Below are 18,354 nucleotides of genomic sequence, written 5' to 3' on the forward strand. Positions count from 1 at the left end.
CGCATGCTGCGGCAGTGCTGCCGGTTGCTGCAGCTGCGTCGAGCGGAGGGTTTTTATCCGACTTTAGGCGGCTTGTGCGGCTGGGGTGCGCTGTGTATCTTGAGCAGCCTTTTGGCCGCTACAGCTGCCGCACACCTTTCAAGAGATTGGCCCCATGAGGCGAGTCCGACCGATTACTAGATAAATCTTGAGGAGCACATCGATGCGCGTGATTCTGCTGGGGGCGCCCGGTGCCGGCAAAGGTACCCAGGCTCGCTACATCACCGAGAAATTCGGCATTCCGCAAATCTCCACCGGCGACATGCTGCGTGCTGCAGTCAAGGCCGGCACCGAGCTGGGCCTCAAGGCCAAGAGCGTGATGGATGCTGGTGGTCTGGTCTCCGATGACCTGATCATCAATCTGGTCAAGGAGCGCATCGCGCAGGCCGATTGCGCCAATGGCTTCCTGTTCGACGGTTTCCCGCGCACCATTCCGCAGGCCGAAGCCCTGCGTGACGCTGGTGTCGCGCTGGACCACGTGGTGGAAATCGCCGTGGACGACGAAGAAATCGTCAAGCGTCTGTCCGGTCGTCGCGTACACCCGGCTTCCGGCCGCGTCTACCACACCGAGTACAACCCGCCGAAAGAAGCCGGCAAGGACGACGTGACCGGCGAAGAGCTGGTGCAGCGTGAGGACGACAAGGAAGAGACCGTACGTCACCGCCTGTCCGTCTACCACTCGCAGACCAAGCCGCTGGTGGATTTCTACCAGAAGCTTTCCGCCGAGACCGGCACGCCGAAGTGCACGCACATTCCGGGTGTTGGCAGCGTGGAAGAGATTACCGCCAAGACGCTGGCAGCTCTGAACTGAGCAACCTGCTTTGAGCAACAAGGGCCCCTGATGGGGCCCTTGTCGTTTCTGCAGCCTGCATATGCCAGTGAAGGGCGGTCCCTTTTGGCAGGTGGTTTTTTAACTGCCTGTTAGTATCGGTGGGTCAAGCCATATGGAAGAGGGTATTCGATGATCGAGAAACGTATCTGCCTGGGTCTTGCTGCCACGTTGCTGGCTGCGCCGCTGGCATTGGCCGAACCCACTGCACCGGGCAAGGCCGACTGTTCTGTCGCCGAGTTCACCATGGGCCTGCGCTTTCAGCAGCAATCGGCGGAAGTCCAGGCGCTGCAACTGCAGGCTTACAACATCGCCACGGAAAAGCTCGACAAGGCGGTGGCCGCCGCGCAGGACCCAGCCAAGCTGGCCATCGTCACCGACCTCGATGAAACGGTGATCGATAACAGCGCCTTGCTGGCCCGCGACCTGGCCAACTGTCATCAGTTCGATGCCTGGGATACCTGGCTGCCTTGGGAGCGTGAGGGAACCCCGACGCTGATCCCCGGAGCCAAGCAGTTCCTCGAGCATGCCGACAAGCTGGGGGTGACCATTCGCTATATTTCCGATCGCGCCGATGAGCAGAAGAAGTACACCCTGGCCACCCTGAGCAAGCTCGGCCTACCGCAGGTCTCGGAGGAGAGCGTGCTGCTGCTCGGCCCGCCCAAGGTCGAGCGCCGCGCCATCGTCAGTGCCGATCAGCAGATCGTGTTGTTGCTCGGCGATACCCTGCATGATTTCGACGCACGTTTTCGCAAGACCCCGCTCGATGCCCAGCGCCAGACCGTCGCCGACGAGGCGGGTAAATGGGGCACCGAGTGGATCGTTTTCCCCAACGCCGGCTACGGCACCTGGTCCAAGGCGCCGCTCAAGGGCTGGGACGCCGAGCCGGTCATCGAGCCCTGGTAAGGCACCCACCGGTCGCCCGGCGCGGGCCGGGCACCGTCATGGAGCTGGAAAAAAAATCCTCGAGCCGGTCTAATGCCGGCTCTTTTTCTTCAGCTGTCCGAATGCAATGACCACTCTCCTGGCCCTGGATACCGCCACCGAAGCCTGCTCCGTCGCCCTGCTGCATGACGGCCGCGTGCTCAGTCACTACGAAGTCGCTCCGCGCCTGCATGCTCAGCGCCTGCTGCCGATGATCCAGCAACTGCTGGGCGATGCCGGCATCAACGCTTCGGCGCTGGACGCCATCGCCTTCGGCCGTGGCCCCGGCGCGTTTACCGGTGTGCGCATCGCCATTGGTGTGGTGCAGGGCCTGGCCTTCGCTCTGGAGCGCCCGGTGCTGCCGATTTCCAATCTGGCTGTGCTGGCTCAGCGCGCGCTGCGTGAGCAGGCTGCCACTCAGGTTGCGGCAGCCATCGACGCGCGTATGGACGAGGTCTACTGGGGGTGCTATCAGGCCGAGCAAGGCGAGATGCGTTTGCTGGGGCAGGAGGCCGTGCTGCCGCCGGAACAGGCCGAGGCACCGCGCGGCGCGAGCAGCGAGTGGTTCGGTGCTGGCACCGGCTGGGGCACCTTCGCAGCGCGCATCGCACTGCAACCGACAGCGATGGACGGCAGCCTGCTACCGCATGCCGAGGATCTGCTCAGCCTGGCACGCTTTGCCTGGGATCGTGGTGAAGCGCTGCCTGCCGATCAGGCGCAACCGGTTTACCTGCGCGATCAGGTCGCCACACCCAAGGCGCCAGCCGTATGACAGTCGGTCGGATGTAGGCCGTCGACAGGCAGATGATATTTGCCAAGGGCGATACGCACCGCTACATTGCCAGCACCATTTCATATTCAGCCGAGCCTACCGAGCAGTCCTAGATGCGGATCGACGGTTACCTACCTTCCTACTCGCCAGATCGCGGCCCTCGTTCGGGGACTGCGGTCACGCCCTATCGCGAGGCGCAGCGGGAAGTCGAGGCTCAGCGTGAACAGCCGGCCGCTCCGGCCAGCAGCCAAGGGCTGGAACAGACCCCGCAGATTCGTCGGGTCCAGGCCAGCAGCAGTAACAGCGACAGCCTGCCCACGCGTACCCAAGACCTGGGTTATCAACAACCGGCGTTGAGCGGCCGTGCTGCTCAGGCGCTGGCCAGCTACAGCACCACCGCCGCCTACGCGAGCGAGTCCGACGCGCAAGAAGTCCTCGGTCTCGACCTCTACGCGTAACTCCGTTTCACCGCGCTTATCCGCGTCTCTGCCAAGTTGGTTGTATCGACCGATGACTGCTGCGCTTCCCTATTACCTCGGTTGTCCATCCTGGAGCGAAGCTGCCTGGCGCGGCACGCTCTACCCCGACGACACGCGCGCGGCCGACTTTCTCGGCCGCTACGTCCAAGTGTTCAACGTGGTCGAGGGCAATACCACCTTCTATGCCAGGCCCAGCGAACAGACGGTGGCGCGTTGGGCGCAGCAGATGCCGGAGCACTTTCGTTTTTGTGCCAAGCTGCCGCGCGACATCAGCCACAGCGACGATCTCTGCCAGCAGCTGGATGAGGTGGTGCAGTTTCGTCAGCTGCTGGCACCGCTCGGTGCTCGGGTAACACCCTACTGGTTGCAGCTGCCGGCCAGCTTCGGCCCGTCCCGTCTGGCGGAGCTGGCTGCGTTCGTCGAACAGTGGGGCGACATGCCGCTGGCTGTCGAGGTGCGCCATCCGCAGTTCTTCGCCAAGGACGATGCTGAGCGGGCCCTCAATCGCCTGCTGCATGAGCGTGGCATCGAGCGCATCTGCCTGGATTCCCGCGCGTTGTTCAGTTGCGATTCGCAAGCGCCCGCCGTGCTGCATGCGCAAGCCAAGAAGCCGCGTTTGCCGACCCGGCCCACAGCCTTCAGCCAGAGCCCGCAGCTGCGTTTTATTGGCCACCCCGAGTTGCTGGCCAATGACCCGTTCATGAGCCCCTGGCTGGACAAGGTCGCCGGCTGGATCGAGCAGGGACTGCGTCCCTACGTCTTTGCCCATACCTCGGACAACCGCCTGGCGCCCGAGCTGGCCCGGCGTTTTCATCAGCAGTTGATGCAACGCCTGCCGGGGTTGCCGGAACTAGCCGTGTTACAAATCGAGCCGGAACTGGAGCAGCTCGGTTTGCTCTGATAGGACATGAATATGCTGCTACGGATGGTCGGCCGTTTGCTGCTGCTGAGCCTGCTGCTCGGCATGGCGCTGCTGCTTGCGCTGTGGCGCGGCTGGCTGGATGTGCCGCCACGCTACAACCCTTGGGCCACGCTGGACGTGCGTGATGCTCCGAACCTGCTGACCGCTTTCAAGCTCTGGCGCCTGCGCGAGGATCGCACGCTGTGCGATCAGGCCCTGGCGACCACCGACCTGCGTTTCACCCGCCTGCCCGACAGCACGCCGCATCCTGGGTGCCCACTGGAGAATGCAGTGCGCATCCAGGGCGCCAACGTCGGTTTGAGCAGCAGCTTCATGGCCACCTGCCCGCTGGCGGTGAGTTTCGCCCTGTTCGAACGGCATGGCTTGCAGCCGGCGGCGCAAGCGGTGTTCGGCCAACCGGTGAGCCGAGTCGAGCATGTCGGCAGCTACGCCTGCCGCAGCATTGCCGGCAGTCAGCGGCCGAGCCAGCATTCCTACGCCAATGCTCTGGATATGGTCGGCTTTCGCCTGCAAGACGGTCGCCATATCAGCGTGCTGCGCGACTGGCCGGGAGAGGGCGACAAGGCGCGCTTTCTGCGCCTGGTGCAGCAGGCGTCCTGCGACAGCTTCAACATCACCCTGGGACCCGATTACAACGCCGCGCACCGTGATCACTTTCACGTGGACATGGGCGGCTGGCGGATGTGTCGCTGAGGCGCTTGCGATCCGCAGGGCGGACGGCGCAGCCTGCCCGGATGCCGATGTGGCGCGGCTAGCGCTTGGCCAACAGCAGATCGGCCGCTTGTCCGCTGCGCCCGTCGCTGAACTCGAACTGCCCCAGCTGCGCGATCTGATCGTAAGCGCCCAATGCGATGCTGACGTCGCGCGCCTGCAACTCGATGGCACTGACGCCGGCCTGATCGAGCGTCTGCAGTTGCTGGCGGCCCTGAGCGTCGAAGCGCAGCAGGCGTAACTGGTCGAATACCGCGTCGGCGGCATTGATGCGGCCGTCGCCGTTGTCGTCGAAGCGGGCCAGCTCGGCGAAGCCGTTGGCGGCACCATGCTGGTCGCCGAACAGTTCGCGGCCATCGTCGATGTGGCCGTTACCGTTGCGGTCCAGTGCCAGCAACGCATCGTCGCCGGTGGGCACACTGATCGAATCCATGCGCCCATCGGCGTCCAGATCGAAACGCACGGGGCGGCTCAGACCGCTGGTGGAGAAGCCGTTGCCGGCCAGATCGAGCACCAGTGGGTCGACCTGTTGCGGTCTTTGCCCGGCGCTGACGTTGACTTCCAGCGAGCGCTGCTCGACCACGGCCTGGCTGACCACTGCCGCGCCGCTGGCAACCGCAGGCTGTTCAGTCACGTCGTTGAGCTTGCGCGCTATCTCGCCGGGCTGTTGTTGCTCTTCTAGGCCTAGGGTGCGGCGCAGGAGCTGGTAATTCAGGGGTTCGCGCGCCGTGCGGTCCAGGTCGCTGTCGATTGGCTGCGACCGTGCAGGGCTGCTGAGCGGGCGTGGAGCGGAAAGGGCGTCGAACATGTTCACACTCGATGCGGCTGTAAGCGGCCGGGTCTGGCAGAATGCCGCTTCTTCGATATCGGCCGGCAGGTCGATGATTTGAGTGATTCTTGAGCAGATAGAGCCAATGACCGACGAGCGGCATAAAGCCAGTATCCACATGCAAGCCTTGCATCCCCAGTACGCCGAAGCGGCAGCCCAATGGGCGGCGCGCCTGGGACTACCGTTGGGCGGGGAGACCGAGTTCGCCTTGCAGCTGGGTGATGACGGGCTGCAACTGGTCGAGTTGGGCGACAAGGCGCCAGGGCCGGTGCGGGTGGATTTCGTCGAGGGTGCGGCGGCTCATCGCCGTCAGTTCGGTGGCGGTAGCGGGCAGATGATCGCCAAGGCAGTCGGCGTGCAGTCGGGGATTCGCCCGCGGATTCTCGATGCCACCGCAGGCCTGGGTCGCGATGCCTTCGTACTCGCCAGCCTGGGCTGCGAGATGACCCTGATCGAGCGGCAGCCACTGGTCGCGGCGCTGCTGGAAGATGGCTTGCAGCGCGCAGCGCTGGATCTGGATGTGGCACCTATCGCCGCGCGCATGCGCCTGCTCAACGGTAATGCCATCGAGTTGATGCAGAGCTGGCAGGGCGAGGTGCCGCAGGTGATCTACCTCGACCCGATGTTCCCGCATCGCGACAAGAGCGCGCTGGTGAAGAAGGAAATGCGCCTGTTTCGTCCCTTCGTCGGCGATGACTTGGACGCACCGGCGCTACTCGCCGCGGCACTGGCGCTGGCCAGTCATCGCGTGGTGGTCAAGCGTCCGCGCAAGGCGCCGGCCATCGAGGGCAGCAAGCCGGGCTACGTGCTGGAAGGCAAATCCAGCCGCTACGACATCTACCCGAAGAAGAAGCTGGAAGCCTGAGGCATTCAGGATTCTGATGGGCTGCTCCAGCGGCGCTCGATCAGTCCGGCTGAAGCTCGTGACTAATCAGGTTCAGGATTTGCGGTTGGCCGGGCCATAGGCGCGCAGGAACAACTGCACCGCATCCTGTACGTGATGCTCCGCTTCAGTGCCCTGCAACGGTTCACCGCAGCCGATCAGCAGGCGGAAATGCGCGCCGCCCTTGATCAGGCTGAAGAAGTGATCGGCGACCACTCGCGGGTCGTCCAGCGCCAGCAGGCCGCGCTCAGCGGCCTTGTGCAACAGTACCTCCATCTCCTCCTGCACCCGTTTCGGGCCAGCTTCGTAGAATAGCTGCGACAGCTTCGAGCCCTGACTGGCCAGGCTGATCATCATGCGGTGCATTTCCACCGACTCCCGGCTGTTGACCAGGGCCAGAAAGCCCCTGGCGATGCCCAGCAACCGGCTCTCGAATGGCACGTCGTCCGGCAGCTCGAACAGCAACTCGGGCAGTTGCTCCTCGCACTTGGCCTTGATCGCTGCAGAGAACAGCGTCTCTTTGTCGGTGAAGTGGCTGTACACCGTGAGCTTGGACACGCCGGCCTCGGCGGCGATGGCGTCCATGCTGCTGCCGTCGTAGCCGTTGCGCAGGAACAGGTTCTTGGCCGCGTCGAGTATGGCGCGGCGTTTGGCGGGATCCTTGGGGCGGCCGGGGCCGGAAGGTTGTAACAACTTGTCAGGCATTGGCGGATTTTAATACTGGACTGGTGAGTTTGCTATTTTTACTATACCCGGCAGTACAAATATTCCAAAGGGTTCCTCCAGCAGCGTCGGCGTGACAGTCAGCGCAGGACGGAAACAGGCGCAGAAGCTGTTTTGAACCAGCTTCTGGCACTGTCTCCGATGCAGCGGTGACAGCGCAGGCGGCTCTTGCAGGCAGTCCTGAAACCTTCTTCGAAAGGTCTTGCACATGTCTCGCCATCTCCTTCCCCTCGCTACCTCGTTGAGTCTCGTCCTGTTTCTGTCTGCCTGCGGTAATGGCGAGCAGGTCGAGCAGTCGGCTCGCCCTGCCATGGTCGTGCAACCGCAACCGGCGACTGCTCTGGTCGACAGCTACCCGGGCGAGGTGCGAGCGCGCTATGAACCGGAGCTGGCCTTTCGCATCGCCGGCAAGGTGGCCAAGCGTATGGTCGACGTTGGTGATCGGGTGAAGCAGGATCAGGCCCTGGCCGAGCTCGATCCGCAGGACGTGCGCCTGCAACTGGAGGCAACCCGCGCTCAGGTGGTGGCGGCCGAAGCCAATCTGCAGACCGTGCGTGCCGAGCGCGAGCGCTACAAGGCGTTGCTCGAGCGCAACCTGGTCAGCCGTTCGCAGTTCGACAACATCGAAAACCAGTACCGTGCGGGTGCCGCGCGTCTGAAGCAGGTCAAGGCCGAGTACGATGTGGCCCGTAACCAGACCGACTATGCGGTGCTGCGCGCCACGCAAGATGGCGTGATCGCGCGGCGTTCGGTCGAGGTGGGGCAGGTGGTCGCCGCCGGTCAGACGGTCTTCACCCTGGCCGCCGATGGCGAGCGCGAGGTGTCCATCAGTCTGCCGGAGCAGAGCTTCGGTCGTTTCGAGATTGGTCAGGCGGTGGAGGTGGAGCTCTGGTCGCAACCTGATCAACGCTTCCCCGGGCGTATCCGCGAGATGGCGCCGGCTGCCGATCCGCAGTCGCGCACCTTCGCTGCGCGTGTGGCGTTCGTCGAGGGCAAGGTGCCAGCTGAGTTGGGGCAGAGTGCACGGGTCTTCATCGCCAGTAATGGCGTGGTACCGCTGTCGGTGCCGTTGTCGGCGCTCAGCGCCGAGCAGGGCCAACCGTTCGTCTGGGTCGTCGATCCGCAGGAGCACAAGCTGCAGCGCCGTGCCGTGCGCATCGGGGCCTACGGGGACGAGCGGGTACCGGTGCTGGAGGGTTTGAGCGCGTCCGACTGGATCGTCGCCGCCGGTGTACAGGTATTGCGCGAGGGCCTGACGGTACGCCCAGTGGACCGTGACAACCGCAACGTCGAACTGGCCGCCAAGGAGTAAGCCGCATGAGCTTCAACCTGTCGGCCTGGGCGCTGCGCCATCGTCAGATCGTCCTCTACATCATGTTGCTGTTCGCCATCGTCGGCGCGCTGTCCTATACCAAGCTGGGGCAGAGCGAGGACCCTCCCTTCACCTTCAAGGCCATGGTGATCCGCACCAACTGGCCAGGCGCCACGGCGGAAGAGGTGTCGCGGCAGGTCACCGAACGCATCGAGAAGAAGCTGATGGAGACCGGTGAATACGAACGCATCACCAGCTTCTCCCGCCCAGGCGAGTCGCAGGTCACCTTCATGGCTCGCGATTCCATGCACAGCGCGGAGATCCCGGAGCTGTGGTACCAGGTGCGCAAGAAGGTCAGCGACATCCGCCATACGCTGCCGCCCGGCATCCAGGGGCCGTTCTTCAACGATGAGTTCGGCACCACGTTCGGCAACATCTATGCACTGACCGGCAGCGGTTTCGATTACGCCGTGCTCAAGGACTACGCCGACCGCATTCAGCTGCAGCTGCAGCGGGTCAAGGACGTCGGCAAGGTCGAGCTGGTTGGGCTGCAGGACGAGAAGATCTGGATCGAGCTGTCCAATACCAAGCTGGCGACGCTCGGCCTGCCGCTGGCGGCGGTGCAGCAGGCGCTCGAAGCGCAGAATGCGGTGACCGCCGCCGGCTTCTTCGAGACTGCCAGCGAACGCATCCAGTTGCGGGTGACTGGGCGTTTCGAGTCAGTAGAAGAGATTCGCGACTTTCCCATTCGCGTCGCTGACCGCACCTTCCGTATTGCCGATGTGGCCGAAGTCAAACGTGGCTTCAACGACCCGCCCGCGCCGCGCATGCGTTTCATGGGCGAGGACGCCCTTGGCATTGCGGTGTCGATGAAGGACGGCGGCGATATCCTGGTGCTGGGCAAGGCTCTGGAAGGCGAGTTCGCCCGCCTGCAGCAGACCCTGCCGTTGGGCATGGAGCTGCGCAAGGTGTCGGACCAGCCAGCGGCGGTAAAGACTGGCGTCGGTGAATTCGTCAAGGTGCTGGTAGAGGCGCTGGTCATCGTGCTGGCGGTGAGTTTCTTCTCCCTGGGCCTGCGTACCGGCCTGGTGGTGGCGCTGGTGATCCCACTGGTGCTGGCGATGACCTTCGCCGCCATGTATTACTTGGGCATCGGCCTGCACAAGATTTCCCTCGGCGCGCTGGTGCTGGGCCTGGGCCTGCTGGTGGACGACGCGATCATTGCGGTGGAGATGATGGCGATCAAGATGGAGCAGGGCTTCGACCGCTTCAAGGCCGCCAGTTTCGCCTGGACCAGCACGGCGTTTCCGATGCTCACCGGCACGCTGATCACCGCAGCCGGCTTCCTGCCGATTGCCACCGCGCAGTCCGGTACCGGCGAGTACACCCGTTCGATCTTCCAGGTGGTGGCCATCTCGCTGATCGCCTCGTGGATCGCCGCCGTGATGTTCGTGCCGTACCTGGGCGACAAGCTGTTGCCGGATCTGGCCAAGCTGCATGCGGCGAAACATGGTGGCAGCGATGCCGGCCACGACCCCTATGCGACGCCGTTCTATCGGCGGGTGCGGGCGGCGGTGGAGTGGTGCGTACGGCATCGCGTCACGGTGATCCTGTTGACCATCGCCCTGTTCATTGGCTCGGTGGTGGTGTTTCGCTTCGTGCCACAGCAGTTCTTCCCGGCTTCCGGGCGTCTGGAGCTGATGGTCGATATCAAGCTGGAGGAGGGGGCGTCGCTCAGCGCCACCGAGGCCGAAGTGCATCGCCTGGAAAAGCTGCTCAAGGAGCAGAGCGGTATCGACAACTACGTCGCCTACGTGGGTACCGGTTCGCCGCGTTTCTATCTGCCGCTGGATCAGCAGCTGCCGGCGGCGAGCTTTGCCCAGTTCGTCGTGCTGGCCTCGAACATCGAGGAGCGTGAACGTCTGCGCACCTGGCTGATTCAGGTGATGAACGACGAGTTTCCAACCTTGCGCAGCCGCGTCAGCCGTCTGGAGAACGGCCCGCCCGTAGGCTACCCGGTGCAGTTCCGCGTTAGCGGCGAGCATATCGACGAAGTACGTGCTCTGGCGCGTCAGGTGGCCGAGAAGGTGCGCGAGAACCCGCATGTGGTCAATGTGCACCTGGACTGGGAGGAGCCGAGCAAGGTGGTGATCCTCAATATCGATCAGGACCGCGCGCGGGCACTGGGGGTCAATACCGCCGAGCTGTCGCGTTTTCTGCAGGGCTCGCTATCCGGTACCAGTGTCAGTCAATACCGTGAAGGTAACGAGCTGATCGAGATTCTGCAGCGAGGTACGCCGCAGGAGCGCAAGGCGCTGAGCCTGCTGCCGAGCCTGGCTGTACCCACCGACAGCGGCCGTAGCGTAGCGCTGTCGCAGGTCGCCACCCTGGAGTACGGCTTCGAGGAAGGCATCATCTGGCACCGCAACCGCCTGCCCAACGTCACTGTACGTGCCGACATCTATGGCAAGCAGCAACCGGCGACCCTGACTCAGCAGATTCTGCCGACCCTGGAGCCGATCCGTGCCGAGCTGCCTGACGGTTACCTGCTGGAGGTCGGCGGTACGGTGGAGGATTCGCAACGCGGACAGCGCTCGGTGAACGCCGGTGTGCCGCTGTTCATCGTCGTGGTGCTGACCCTGCTGATGCTGCAACTGAAGAGTTTCTCGCGCTCGGCGATGGTGTTTCTTACCGCACCGCTGGGGCTGATCGGGGTGACCCTGTTCCTGCTGATCTTCCAGCAGCCGTTCGGCTTCGTTGCCATGCTCGGCACCATCGCTCTGGCCGGGATGATCATGCGCAACTCGGTGATTCTGGTGGACCAGATCGAGCAGGACGTCGAGCACGGCCTGGATCGCTGGCACGCCATCATCGAAGCGACGGTCAGGCGTTTCCGCCCCATCGTGTTGACGGCCCTGGCGGCGGTCCTGGCAATGATTCCGCTGTCACGCAGCGTGTTCTTCGGGCCGATGGCTGTGGCCATCATGGGCGGTCTGGTGGTGGCCACCGCCTTGACCCTGCTGTTCCTGCCGGCACTCTACGCGGCGTGGTTCCGGGTCAGGGAGAGCGAGGGCAGCTAAAGACTGACCAGGCATCTAGCGGGCATGGCAAGACAACCGGCGGGTGTGGATAATGCGCCGCCGCGGCGTCCCTCACGCCGTGCCCTCTGCCCGGAGTCATCATGTTCAGCCCGCTTGTCACCTTTCCTGCGCTGTATTGCGCCACCTTGCTCATGCTTGCCGGCTCGGGCCTGTTCAGCACTTACATGGGCTTGCGCCTGACCGAGCAAGGGGCCGGTGAAGCCTGGGTGGGTGGCCTGATGGCCGCTTACTATTTCGGCCTGGTGTGTGGCGGCAAATTTGGCCACAGGCTGATTGCCAGCGTCGGCCACATCCGCTCCTATGTGGCCTGCGCCGGTTTGGCCACGGTGATCGTGCTGCTGCATGTGCTGATCGAACGCCTCGAAGTCTGGCTGGTACTGCGCTTCGTCATGGGCGCGGTGATGATGAACCAGTACATGGTCATCGAGAGCTGGCTCAACGAGCAGTCGGAGAACCACATGCGCGGCAAGGTGTTTGCCGGCTATATGGTGGCTGTCGACCTGGGGCTTGTGCTGGGGCAGGGGCTGCTGGCGATGAGCCCGACGCTGGATTACAAACCACTGGTACTGGTGGCGATCTGTTTTGCCTCTTGCCTGATACCGCTGGCAGTCACTCGCCGTGTGCATCCGGCCAAGCTGGTCGCGGCACCGTTGGAAATCGGCTTTTTCTTCAAGCGGGTGCCGCAGGCGCTGGGCAGTATCTTCGTCGCCGGTCTGATGGTCGGCGCGTTCTACGGCCTGGCGCCGGTCTACGCCAGTCGTAACGGCCTCGATACGGCGCAGGCCAGCATGTTCGTGGGGGTTTCCATCATTGCCGGCTTCTGTGCGCAGTGGCCGCTTGGCTGGTTGTCCGATCGCTTCGATCGCAGTCGGCTGATTCGCGGCAATGCCTTGTTGTTGTGCCTGGCGGCGCTGCCGATGTGGGGACTGTTCAGCCTGCCTTACTGGTTGCTGCTGGGTAACGGTTTTCTGGTCGGCATGTTGCTGTTCACCCTGTATCCCCTGGCCGTGGCGCTGGGCAATGATCACGTCGAGCCCTCGCGGCGTGTGGCTTTGTCGGCGATGTTGCTGACCACCTACGGCATTGGCGCCTGTATCGGACCACTGCTTGCCGGCTTGATGATGCAGAACTTCGGTCCGGGAATGTTCTACATGCTGGTGTCGATCTATTCCGCGGTGCTGATTCTCTGGGTGCAGCCCAAGCGGGTGACCGGCTTGCACCGTGTCGAGGAGGCACCGCTCGGCCATGTGCCGATGCCCGATACGGTGAGCCCGATGGCGGCTGCGCTCGACCCGCGTGTCGAGGAAGTGCCGGAAGAGCTGCTGGTCGACGCACCCGCAACGATAGGGCGTTCCGATGGCCAGCCGGACGAGCCGACACAGGTGAAGTGATCTCACTCTGGCTGGCGGGCCAGGCATAAAAAACGGGAGCCGAGGCTCCCGTTTTTGTTGTTGCAGGTACGGCTTATTCGTCCATCTGCGACTGCAGGTAGTTCTGCAGGCCGACGGCTTCGATCAGGCTCAGTTGGGTTTCCAGCCAGTCGATGTGATCTTCCTCGGAGCAGAGGATTTCTTCCAGCAGCTCGCGGCTGGCGTAGTCGCCGATGCTTTCGCAGTAAGCGATGGCGGCCTTGAGATCGCCGTGCGCCTTGTGCTCGATCTTCAGGTCGCACTCGAGCATTTCCTTGGTGTTCTCACCGATCAGGATCTTGCCCAGGTCCTGCAGGTTGGGAATGCCTTCGAGGAACAGAATGCGCTTGATCAGCTTGTCGGCGTGCTTCATCTCGTCGATGGACTCGTGGTACTCGTGCTCGCCGAGTTTCTTCAAGCCCCAGTCTTCATACATGCGGGCATGCAGGAAGTACTGGTTGATGGCGACCAGTTCGTTACCAAGAATCTTGTTCAGGTGTTGAATGACCTTCTTGTCGCCTTTCATGTCTGCTCCTGCTGTTTCAATGACCGTGACAGCGCTGAATTTTCTGCCTCGTTTTAGCGCATGTCAAACCTAAGTTCTTGAAACATAAGTAAAAATTAAACTGAATAAGAATGTTTTTATTCCGCATCATGGCGCCAAGTTATTGAATTAACGCAATAAAAAATTTGCCCTAAGTTCCTTTGCAGTTATTTAGCGCAAGCAAGAGACTGCAATATTTTTTCGGCCCATATGAAAAAGCCCCGCAGAGCGGGGCATCGGGCACGCGAAATATCAGGCGGCGTTGGCTGAATTAGGGCTGCGGCTGTTCAGGTAGTCCTGCAAACGTGTCCGTTGTGCCGGTGTCATGAACAGGCCGAGCTTGCTCCGCCGCCAGAGGATATCGGCGCTGCTGCGCGCCCACTCTTCGCGGCGCAGGTAGTCCACCTCAAGCGCGTACAGCCCGGCTCCGAGGTGTTCGCCGAGGTCGGTCAGGTTGTACACGCCATCGAGCAGGCGCCAGGTGCGGCTGCCATAGCTGCTGGCCCAACGTCTGGCCAGGCTGGTCGGGAGCCAGCCATAGCGTTCGCAGAGTGCTTCGACAAGCGTGCCGAGGTCGTCCAGTTGTTCGCCACCAGGCAGCGGTGCGCTGGCGGTCCAGGCGGGGCCAATACTGCTGAAATAGGGCGCCAGTTGTTGCATGGCGGATTCCGCCAGCTTGCGATAGGTGGTCAGCTTGCCGCCGAATACCGAGAGCAAGGGGGCTTCGCCCGGTGCCGCGGACAGCGACAGGGTGTAATCGCGAGTGATGGCCGATGGCTCATCGGATTCGTCATCGCACAGCGGGCGCACGCCGGCGAAGCTGTGCAGAACATCGTCACGACTCAGTTGCTGCTTGAAGTGGTCGTTGACCACCTTGAGCAGGTAGTCGGTTTCCTCGGCGGTGATCGCAACCTGGGCAGGGTCGCCCTGGTATTCGCGGTCGGTGGTGCCGATCAGGGTGAAGCGCTCCAGATAGGGGATGGCAAAGACGATGCGGCGATCCTCGTTCTGCAGGATGTAAGCCTGCTCGCCGTCATAGAGCTTCGGCACGACGATATGGCTGCCTTGAATCAGGCGGATGCCATAGGGCGACTGCTGCTTGAGGTCTTCGCGGATGAAGCGGGCGACCCACGGGCCGGCGGCATTGACCAGGCCGCGCGCGCGAATCGAGAACAGGCTGCCGTCGGCGCGCTCCAGATGGATATGCCACAGCCCCTTGCTGCGTCTGGCACTGACGCAGCGTGTGCGTGGGTGAATGTGCGCACCGTTCTCCCGCGCGGCCATGGCGTTGAGTACCACCAGACGCGCGTCATCCACCCAGCAGTCGGAGTATTCGAAACCGCGGGCAATGTCCTGTTTCAGCGGACTGCCGGCGCCGAAGCGCAGGCCGCGCGAGCCCGGCAGGCGTTCGCGCTTGCCCAGGTGGTCGTAGAGAAACAGGCCGGCGCGGATCATCCAGGCCGGGCGCAGGTGCGGGCGATGCGGCAGGATGAAGCGCATCGGCTTGACGATATGCGGCGCCTTGGCCAGCAGCACTTCGCGCTCGGCCAGCGCTTCGCGCACCAGGCGGAATTCATGGTGTTCCAGATAACGCAGGCCGCCATGGATCAGCTTGCTGCTGGCCGAGGAGGTGTGGCTGGCCAGGTCATCCTTTTCGCAAAGGAACACCGACAGACCACGACCGGCCGCGTCGGCGGCGATACCCACGCCATTGATACCGCCACCAACGACGGCGAGGTCATAGACTTCTGCAACGGGGCTGGCGAACTGATCGTGGGGCATGGGGCACGCTCGGCTATTGAATTCGAATGTGTGTATGTTCACTTTCGAAAATATGCTAGACGAACATGCGCGACTTCGCTACCCCGACACGCGCTGATGCGCCGAGTGGTCGACTCATGGAAAGTGGAGGTCTGACTGTCGGGTGTCAGACCAGGTCGAGCTGAACTTTGTGGCTGTGCAACAGGCGGGCTATGGCGGCAGAAGGGGCGCTGTCGGTGAAGACGCGATTGACCAGCGCGAGCGAGCCAAGGCGTACCACGGCATTGCGACCGAACTTGCTCGAGTCGGCGGCGAGGAACACCTGGCGGGCGTTGTCGATGATGGCCTGGGAGACACGGACTTCCTGGTAGTCGAAGTCGAGCAGGCTACCGTCATCGTCGATGCCGCTGATGCCGACGATGGCGTAGTCGACCTTGAACTGCTGGATGAAATCCACCGCAGCCTGGCCGACGATACCGCCATCGCTGCGTACGGTGCCGCCGGCCACCAATACCTCGAAGTCGGCCTTGGCGCTGAGCAGGGCGGCAACGTGCAGGTTGTTGGTGATGATCTTCAGGCCCTTGTGATTCTGCAGTTCGCGTGCGATGGCCTCGGTGGTGGTGCCGATGTTGATGAACAATGAAGCGTGGTCTGGTATCTGCGCGGCCACGGCTTCGGCAATCCGTTGCTTCTCCTCGCGCATCTGGCCGGCGCGCATGCCATAGGCGGTGTTCTGGATGCTCGACGATTCACAGGCAGCGCCACCATGGGTGCGGCGCAGCAGGCCGTGTTCGGCCAGTTGGTTGATATCGCGGCGAATGGTCTGCGGGGTCACGGCGAACGCCTGGGCCAGTTCGTCGATGCTGACGTAGCCGCGTTCACGGGCAAGGTTGAGGATGTCGTGCTGGCGGGGAGCGAGATTCATGAGCGCTTCCTGTGATGGTCACTCATTATAGGCTGTAGCTAGCGGGGATTTGAGCCTGCTAATGTAAGGCATCTTTCATTGCGTTTTCACATTCGAACATGACCCCAGCGATCGATCTGTTGAAAAAGGCCAAGGCCGAGCATCATGTGCATAGCTATCAGCATGACCCCAAGTCTGCGTCTTACGGGCTGGAGGCGGCAGAGAAGCTTGGCCTCGAACCCGAGCGGGTGTTCAAGACGTTGTTGGCGGCTACCGAGAAGGGAGAATTGTTGGTGGCGGTCGTTCCGGTAGCCGGTAGTCTCGATCTCAAGGCATTGGCCGCGGCGGCAGGCGCGAAGAAGGCCGATATGGCCGATCCGGCGGCCGCACAGCGCGCCACAGGCTACCTGGTCGGTGGCATCAGCCCGCTGGGGCAGAAGAAACGCCTGCGGACCTTCATCGACGAGTCGGCCCGTCAGCATGCCACCATTCACGTCAGTGGCGGCCGGCGCGGTCTGGAGCTGGAGCTCTCGGCCGATACCCTGGCGCGGCATACTCAGGGACATTTCGCCGCTATCGGCAAAGCCTGACGCGCCTTGCCGCCAGGCCATGAACACAAGGTGCGGTTGCGCGGTCAACCGCTGCGAATTTCAGCGATAACAACAAGGAACCGCCCATGTCTCAATACCTGCTCGCCATCGACCAAGGCACCACCAGTTCTCGTGCGATCATTTTCAGTGCCGAGGGCGTGCCGGTTGCACGTGCCCAGCAGGAGTTCAGGCAGTACTTCCCTCAGGATGGTTGGGTCGAGCACGACGGCGAGGAAATCTGGTCATCGACGCTCGAGGTTTGTCGCAAGGCCATCGCCGAGAGTGACCTGGGCAGTGAGCAGATTGCCGCTATCGGTATCACCAATCAGCGTGAAACCACGCTGGTGTGGGAAGCCGAGACGGGCAAGCCGATTTACCCGGCCATCGTCTGGCAGGACCGCCGTACCGCCGACTATTGTGCCGGCCTCAAGGATGAGGGGCGCGAAGCGATGGTGTCGGCCAGGACAGGCCTGCTGATCGATCCCTATTTCTCCGCCACCAAGCTGCGCTGGATTCTGCAGAACGTGCCGGGGGCACAGGAGCGGGCTGCGCGCGGTGAGCTGCGTTTCGGCACGGTCGACAGCTTCCTGCTGTGGCATCTGACTGGCGGCAAGGTGCACCGCACCGATGCCAGCAACGCCTCGCGCACGCTGATGTTCAATATTCATGAGCAATGCTGGGACGAGCAACTGCTGGAGCTGTTCGGCATTCCTGCCAGCATGCTGCCGGAGGTGCTCGACTGTGCGGCGGACTTCGGCCACACCGAGGCTGAACTGCTCGGTAGCAGCATTCCGGTATTGGGCATGGCCGGTGACCAGCAGGCGGCACTGATCGGTCAGGCCTGCTTCGAGCCCGGCATGGTCAAGAGCACCTATGGCACCGGCTGCTTCATGATCCAGAACACTGGCGAGCAGCCGGTCAGCTCGAAGAATCGTCTGCTCACCACCGTCGGCTACCGCCTCGATGGCAAGGTGACCTATGCGGTAGAGGGCAGCATCTTCGTCGCCGGTGCCGCTGTGCAGTGGTTGCGCGACGGCATCAAGCTGATCAGTCATGCGCGTGACAGCGAAGCCCTGGCCGAGGCTACCGGTGATGCCTGCGGCGTCTATCTGGTGCCGGCCTTCACCGGGTTGGGTGCGCCGTACTGGGACCCCAAGGCGCGTGGCGCTATCTTCGGTCTGACCCGGGATACCGGGATCAAGGAGATCGTCACCGCTGGCCTGCAGTCGGTGTGCTACCAGACCTGCGACCTGCTCGAAGCCATGCGTCAGGATGGCGCTGCAGCGCCCAGTGCGTTGCGTGTCGACGGTGGCATGGTGGAGAACAACTGGGTCATGCAGTTTCTCGCCGATATTCTCGGTGTCAGTGTCGAGCGTCCCGAGGTCACCGAAACCACTGCGCTCGGTGTCGCTTACCTGGCTGGCCTGAAACTCGGCATTTACAGCGACCTGAAGGCGATCGCCAGCCACTGGCATCGCCAGCAGCGCTTCGAGCCGCGCATGAGTGAAGAGCAGCGTGAGCGACTCTACGCCGGCTGGCTGGATGCGGTGAAGCGCGTGCGCAGCGAGCCCTGACGCTTTCCAGAATCGTAGGAGCGACTTCAGCCGCGAATAACCTTGGCT

17 protein-coding genes are annotated in these 18,354 nt (G+C 63.0%); 12 read left to right on the forward strand and 5 right to left on the reverse strand.

Annotated features, from left to right (window positions below; all coding sequences use genetic code 11):
* Window positions 1-202: 202 nt before the first annotated feature.
* The 6 genes from adk (at window position 203) to ACJRW5_RS06085 (ending at window position 4,658) form a co-directional block, all read left to right on the forward strand.
* Window positions 203-850 carry an adenylate kinase gene (gene adk, locus ACJRW5_RS06060; protein ID WP_484569633.1) on the forward strand — a complete coding sequence of 216 codons (648 nt, stop codon included), beginning with the start codon at window positions 203-205 and terminating at the stop codon, window positions 848-850.
* Between the two features lie 150 nt (window positions 851-1,000).
* Window positions 1,001-1,774: a 5'-nucleotidase, lipoprotein e(P4) family gene (locus tag ACJRW5_RS06065; protein ID WP_484569634.1), complete on the forward strand. Its 774-nt coding sequence runs from the start codon at window positions 1,001-1,003 to the stop codon at window positions 1,772-1,774.
* A gap of 106 nt (window positions 1,775-1,880) precedes the next feature.
* Window positions 1,881-2,564, forward strand: a complete 684-nt coding sequence (gene tsaB, locus ACJRW5_RS06070) for a tRNA (adenosine(37)-N6)-threonylcarbamoyltransferase complex dimerization subunit type 1 TsaB (RefSeq protein ID WP_484569635.1) — start codon at window positions 1,881-1,883, stop codon at window positions 2,562-2,564.
* A 113-nt stretch (window positions 2,565-2,677) separates the two neighbouring features.
* A complete protein-coding gene (locus ACJRW5_RS06075) occupies window positions 2,678-3,022 on the forward strand; it encodes a hypothetical protein (RefSeq protein ID WP_484569636.1) in 345 nt (114 codons plus the stop codon).
* Window positions 3,023-3,074: 52 nt separating this feature from the next.
* Window positions 3,075-3,944: a DUF72 domain-containing protein gene (locus tag ACJRW5_RS06080; RefSeq protein ID WP_484569637.1), complete on the forward strand. Its 870-nt coding sequence runs from the start codon at window positions 3,075-3,077 to the stop codon at window positions 3,942-3,944.
* A 12-nt stretch (window positions 3,945-3,956) separates the two neighbouring features.
* Complete coding sequence (locus ACJRW5_RS06085) at window positions 3,957-4,658, forward strand: extensin-like domain-containing protein (RefSeq protein ID WP_484569926.1); 702 nt, start codon at window positions 3,957-3,959, stop codon at window positions 4,656-4,658.
* A gap of 58 nt (window positions 4,659-4,716) precedes the next feature.
* Here the strand turns inward: ACJRW5_RS06085 and ACJRW5_RS06090 are convergent, their stop codons facing one another.
* Entirely contained in the window at window positions 4,717-5,484 is a 768-nt protein-coding gene (locus ACJRW5_RS06090; protein WP_484569638.1) for a hypothetical protein, read from the reverse strand.
* Window positions 5,485-5,590: 106 nt separating this feature from the next.
* Here ACJRW5_RS06090 and ACJRW5_RS06095 point away from each other — a divergent pair, with 106 nt between their 5' ends.
* Window positions 5,591-6,370 carry a class I SAM-dependent methyltransferase gene (locus ACJRW5_RS06095; protein WP_484569639.1) on the forward strand — a complete coding sequence of 260 codons (780 nt, stop codon included), beginning with the start codon at window positions 5,591-5,593 and terminating at the stop codon, window positions 6,368-6,370.
* Window positions 6,371-6,442: 72 nt separating this feature from the next.
* On the opposite strand, the gene ACJRW5_RS06100 is transcribed toward ACJRW5_RS06095, so the two are convergent.
* Window positions 6,443-7,093: a TetR/AcrR family transcriptional regulator gene (locus ACJRW5_RS06100; protein ID WP_484569640.1), complete on the reverse strand. Its 651-nt coding sequence runs from the start codon at window positions 7,091-7,093 to the stop codon at window positions 6,443-6,445.
* 226 nt (window positions 7,094-7,319) lie between these two features.
* Here ACJRW5_RS06100 and ACJRW5_RS06105 point away from each other — a divergent pair, with 226 nt between their 5' ends.
* The 3 genes from ACJRW5_RS06105 (at window position 7,320) to ACJRW5_RS06115 (ending at window position 12,915) form a co-directional block, all read left to right on the forward strand.
* Window positions 7,320-8,423 carry an efflux RND transporter periplasmic adaptor subunit gene (locus ACJRW5_RS06105; protein ID WP_484569641.1) on the forward strand — a complete coding sequence of 368 codons (1,104 nt, stop codon included), beginning with the start codon at window positions 7,320-7,322 and terminating at the stop codon, window positions 8,421-8,423.
* A 5-nt stretch (window positions 8,424-8,428) separates the two neighbouring features.
* Window positions 8,429-11,503: an efflux RND transporter permease subunit gene (locus tag ACJRW5_RS06110; protein ID WP_484569642.1), complete on the forward strand. Its 3,075-nt coding sequence runs from the start codon at window positions 8,429-8,431 to the stop codon at window positions 11,501-11,503.
* Between the two features lie 101 nt (window positions 11,504-11,604).
* The gene (locus ACJRW5_RS06115; protein WP_484569643.1) at window positions 11,605-12,915 is read left to right on the forward strand and encodes an MFS transporter; all 1,311 of its coding nucleotides are present in this window, start codon (window positions 11,605-11,607) and stop codon (window positions 12,913-12,915) included.
* Between the two features lie 73 nt (window positions 12,916-12,988).
* Here ACJRW5_RS06115 and bfr read toward each other — a convergent pair whose 3' ends face one another.
* The 3 genes from bfr to ACJRW5_RS06130 all read right to left on the reverse strand — a co-directional run bounded on the left by bfr (window position 12,989) and on the right by ACJRW5_RS06130 (window position 16,163).
* On the reverse strand, window positions 12,989-13,459 hold the full coding sequence (bfr, locus tag ACJRW5_RS06120; protein WP_003462607.1) for a bacterioferritin: 471 nt from the start codon (window positions 13,457-13,459) through the stop codon (window positions 12,989-12,991).
* 270 nt (window positions 13,460-13,729) lie between these two features.
* Entirely contained in the window at window positions 13,730-15,259 is a 1,530-nt protein-coding gene (gene glpD, locus ACJRW5_RS06125; protein WP_484569644.1) for a glycerol-3-phosphate dehydrogenase, read from the reverse strand.
* 145 nt (window positions 15,260-15,404) lie between these two features.
* The gene (locus tag ACJRW5_RS06130; protein WP_484569645.1) at window positions 15,405-16,163 is read right to left on the reverse strand and encodes a DeoR/GlpR family DNA-binding transcription regulator; all 759 of its coding nucleotides are present in this window, start codon (window positions 16,161-16,163) and stop codon (window positions 15,405-15,407) included.
* A 98-nt stretch (window positions 16,164-16,261) separates the two neighbouring features.
* Here ACJRW5_RS06130 and ybaK point away from each other — a divergent pair, with 98 nt between their 5' ends.
* Complete coding sequence (gene ybaK / locus ACJRW5_RS06135) at window positions 16,262-16,732, forward strand: Cys-tRNA(Pro) deacylase (RefSeq protein WP_484569646.1); 471 nt, start codon at window positions 16,262-16,264, stop codon at window positions 16,730-16,732.
* Window positions 16,733-16,818: 86 nt separating this feature from the next.
* A complete protein-coding gene (gene glpK / locus ACJRW5_RS06140; protein ID WP_484569647.1) occupies window positions 16,819-18,306 on the forward strand; it encodes a glycerol kinase GlpK in 1,488 nt (495 codons plus the stop codon).
* Window positions 18,307-18,354 lie beyond the last annotated feature (48 nt).

The sequence above is a fragment of the Pseudomonas pichavaramensis genome, from assembly GCF_050473265.1.
Taxonomy (GTDB): Bacteria; Pseudomonadota; Gammaproteobacteria; order Pseudomonadales; family Pseudomonadaceae; genus Aquipseudomonas.

Coding starts and splice junctions, on each gene's coding strand:
- adk (WP_484569633.1), top strand. CDS start 203: ATGCGCGTGATTCTGCTGGGGGCGCCCGGTGCCGGCAAAGGTACCCAG.
- ACJRW5_RS06065 (WP_484569634.1), top strand. CDS start 1,001: ATGATCGAGAAACGTATCTGCCTGGGTCTTGCTGCCACGTTGCTGGCT.
- tsaB (WP_484569635.1), top strand. CDS start 1,881: ATGACCACTCTCCTGGCCCTGGATACCGCCACCGAAGCCTGCTCCGTC.
- ACJRW5_RS06075 (WP_484569636.1), top strand. CDS start 2,678: ATGCGGATCGACGGTTACCTACCTTCCTACTCGCCAGATCGCGGCCCT.
- ACJRW5_RS06080 (WP_484569637.1), top strand. CDS start 3,075: ATGACTGCTGCGCTTCCCTATTACCTCGGTTGTCCATCCTGGAGCGAA.
- ACJRW5_RS06085 (WP_484569926.1), top strand. CDS start 3,957: ATGCTGCTACGGATGGTCGGCCGTTTGCTGCTGCTGAGCCTGCTGCTC.
- ACJRW5_RS06090 (WP_484569638.1), bottom strand. CDS start 5,484: ATGTTCGACGCCCTTTCCGCTCCACGCCCGCTCAGCAGCCCTGCACGG.
- ACJRW5_RS06095 (WP_484569639.1), top strand. CDS start 5,591: ATGACCGACGAGCGGCATAAAGCCAGTATCCACATGCAAGCCTTGCAT.
- ACJRW5_RS06100 (WP_484569640.1), bottom strand. CDS start 7,093: ATGCCTGACAAGTTGTTACAACCTTCCGGCCCCGGCCGCCCCAAGGAT.
- ACJRW5_RS06105 (WP_484569641.1), top strand. CDS start 7,320: ATGTCTCGCCATCTCCTTCCCCTCGCTACCTCGTTGAGTCTCGTCCTG.
- ACJRW5_RS06110 (WP_484569642.1), top strand. CDS start 8,429: ATGAGCTTCAACCTGTCGGCCTGGGCGCTGCGCCATCGTCAGATCGTC.
- ACJRW5_RS06115 (WP_484569643.1), top strand. CDS start 11,605: ATGTTCAGCCCGCTTGTCACCTTTCCTGCGCTGTATTGCGCCACCTTG.
- bfr (WP_003462607.1), bottom strand. CDS start 13,459: ATGAAAGGCGACAAGAAGGTCATTCAACACCTGAACAAGATTCTTGGT.
- glpD (WP_484569644.1), bottom strand. CDS start 15,259: ATGCCCCACGATCAGTTCGCCAGCCCCGTTGCAGAAGTCTATGACCTC.
- ACJRW5_RS06130 (WP_484569645.1), bottom strand. CDS start 16,163: ATGAATCTCGCTCCCCGCCAGCACGACATCCTCAACCTTGCCCGTGAA.
- ybaK (WP_484569646.1), top strand. CDS start 16,262: ATGACCCCAGCGATCGATCTGTTGAAAAAGGCCAAGGCCGAGCATCAT.
- glpK (WP_484569647.1), top strand. CDS start 16,819: ATGTCTCAATACCTGCTCGCCATCGACCAAGGCACCACCAGTTCTCGT.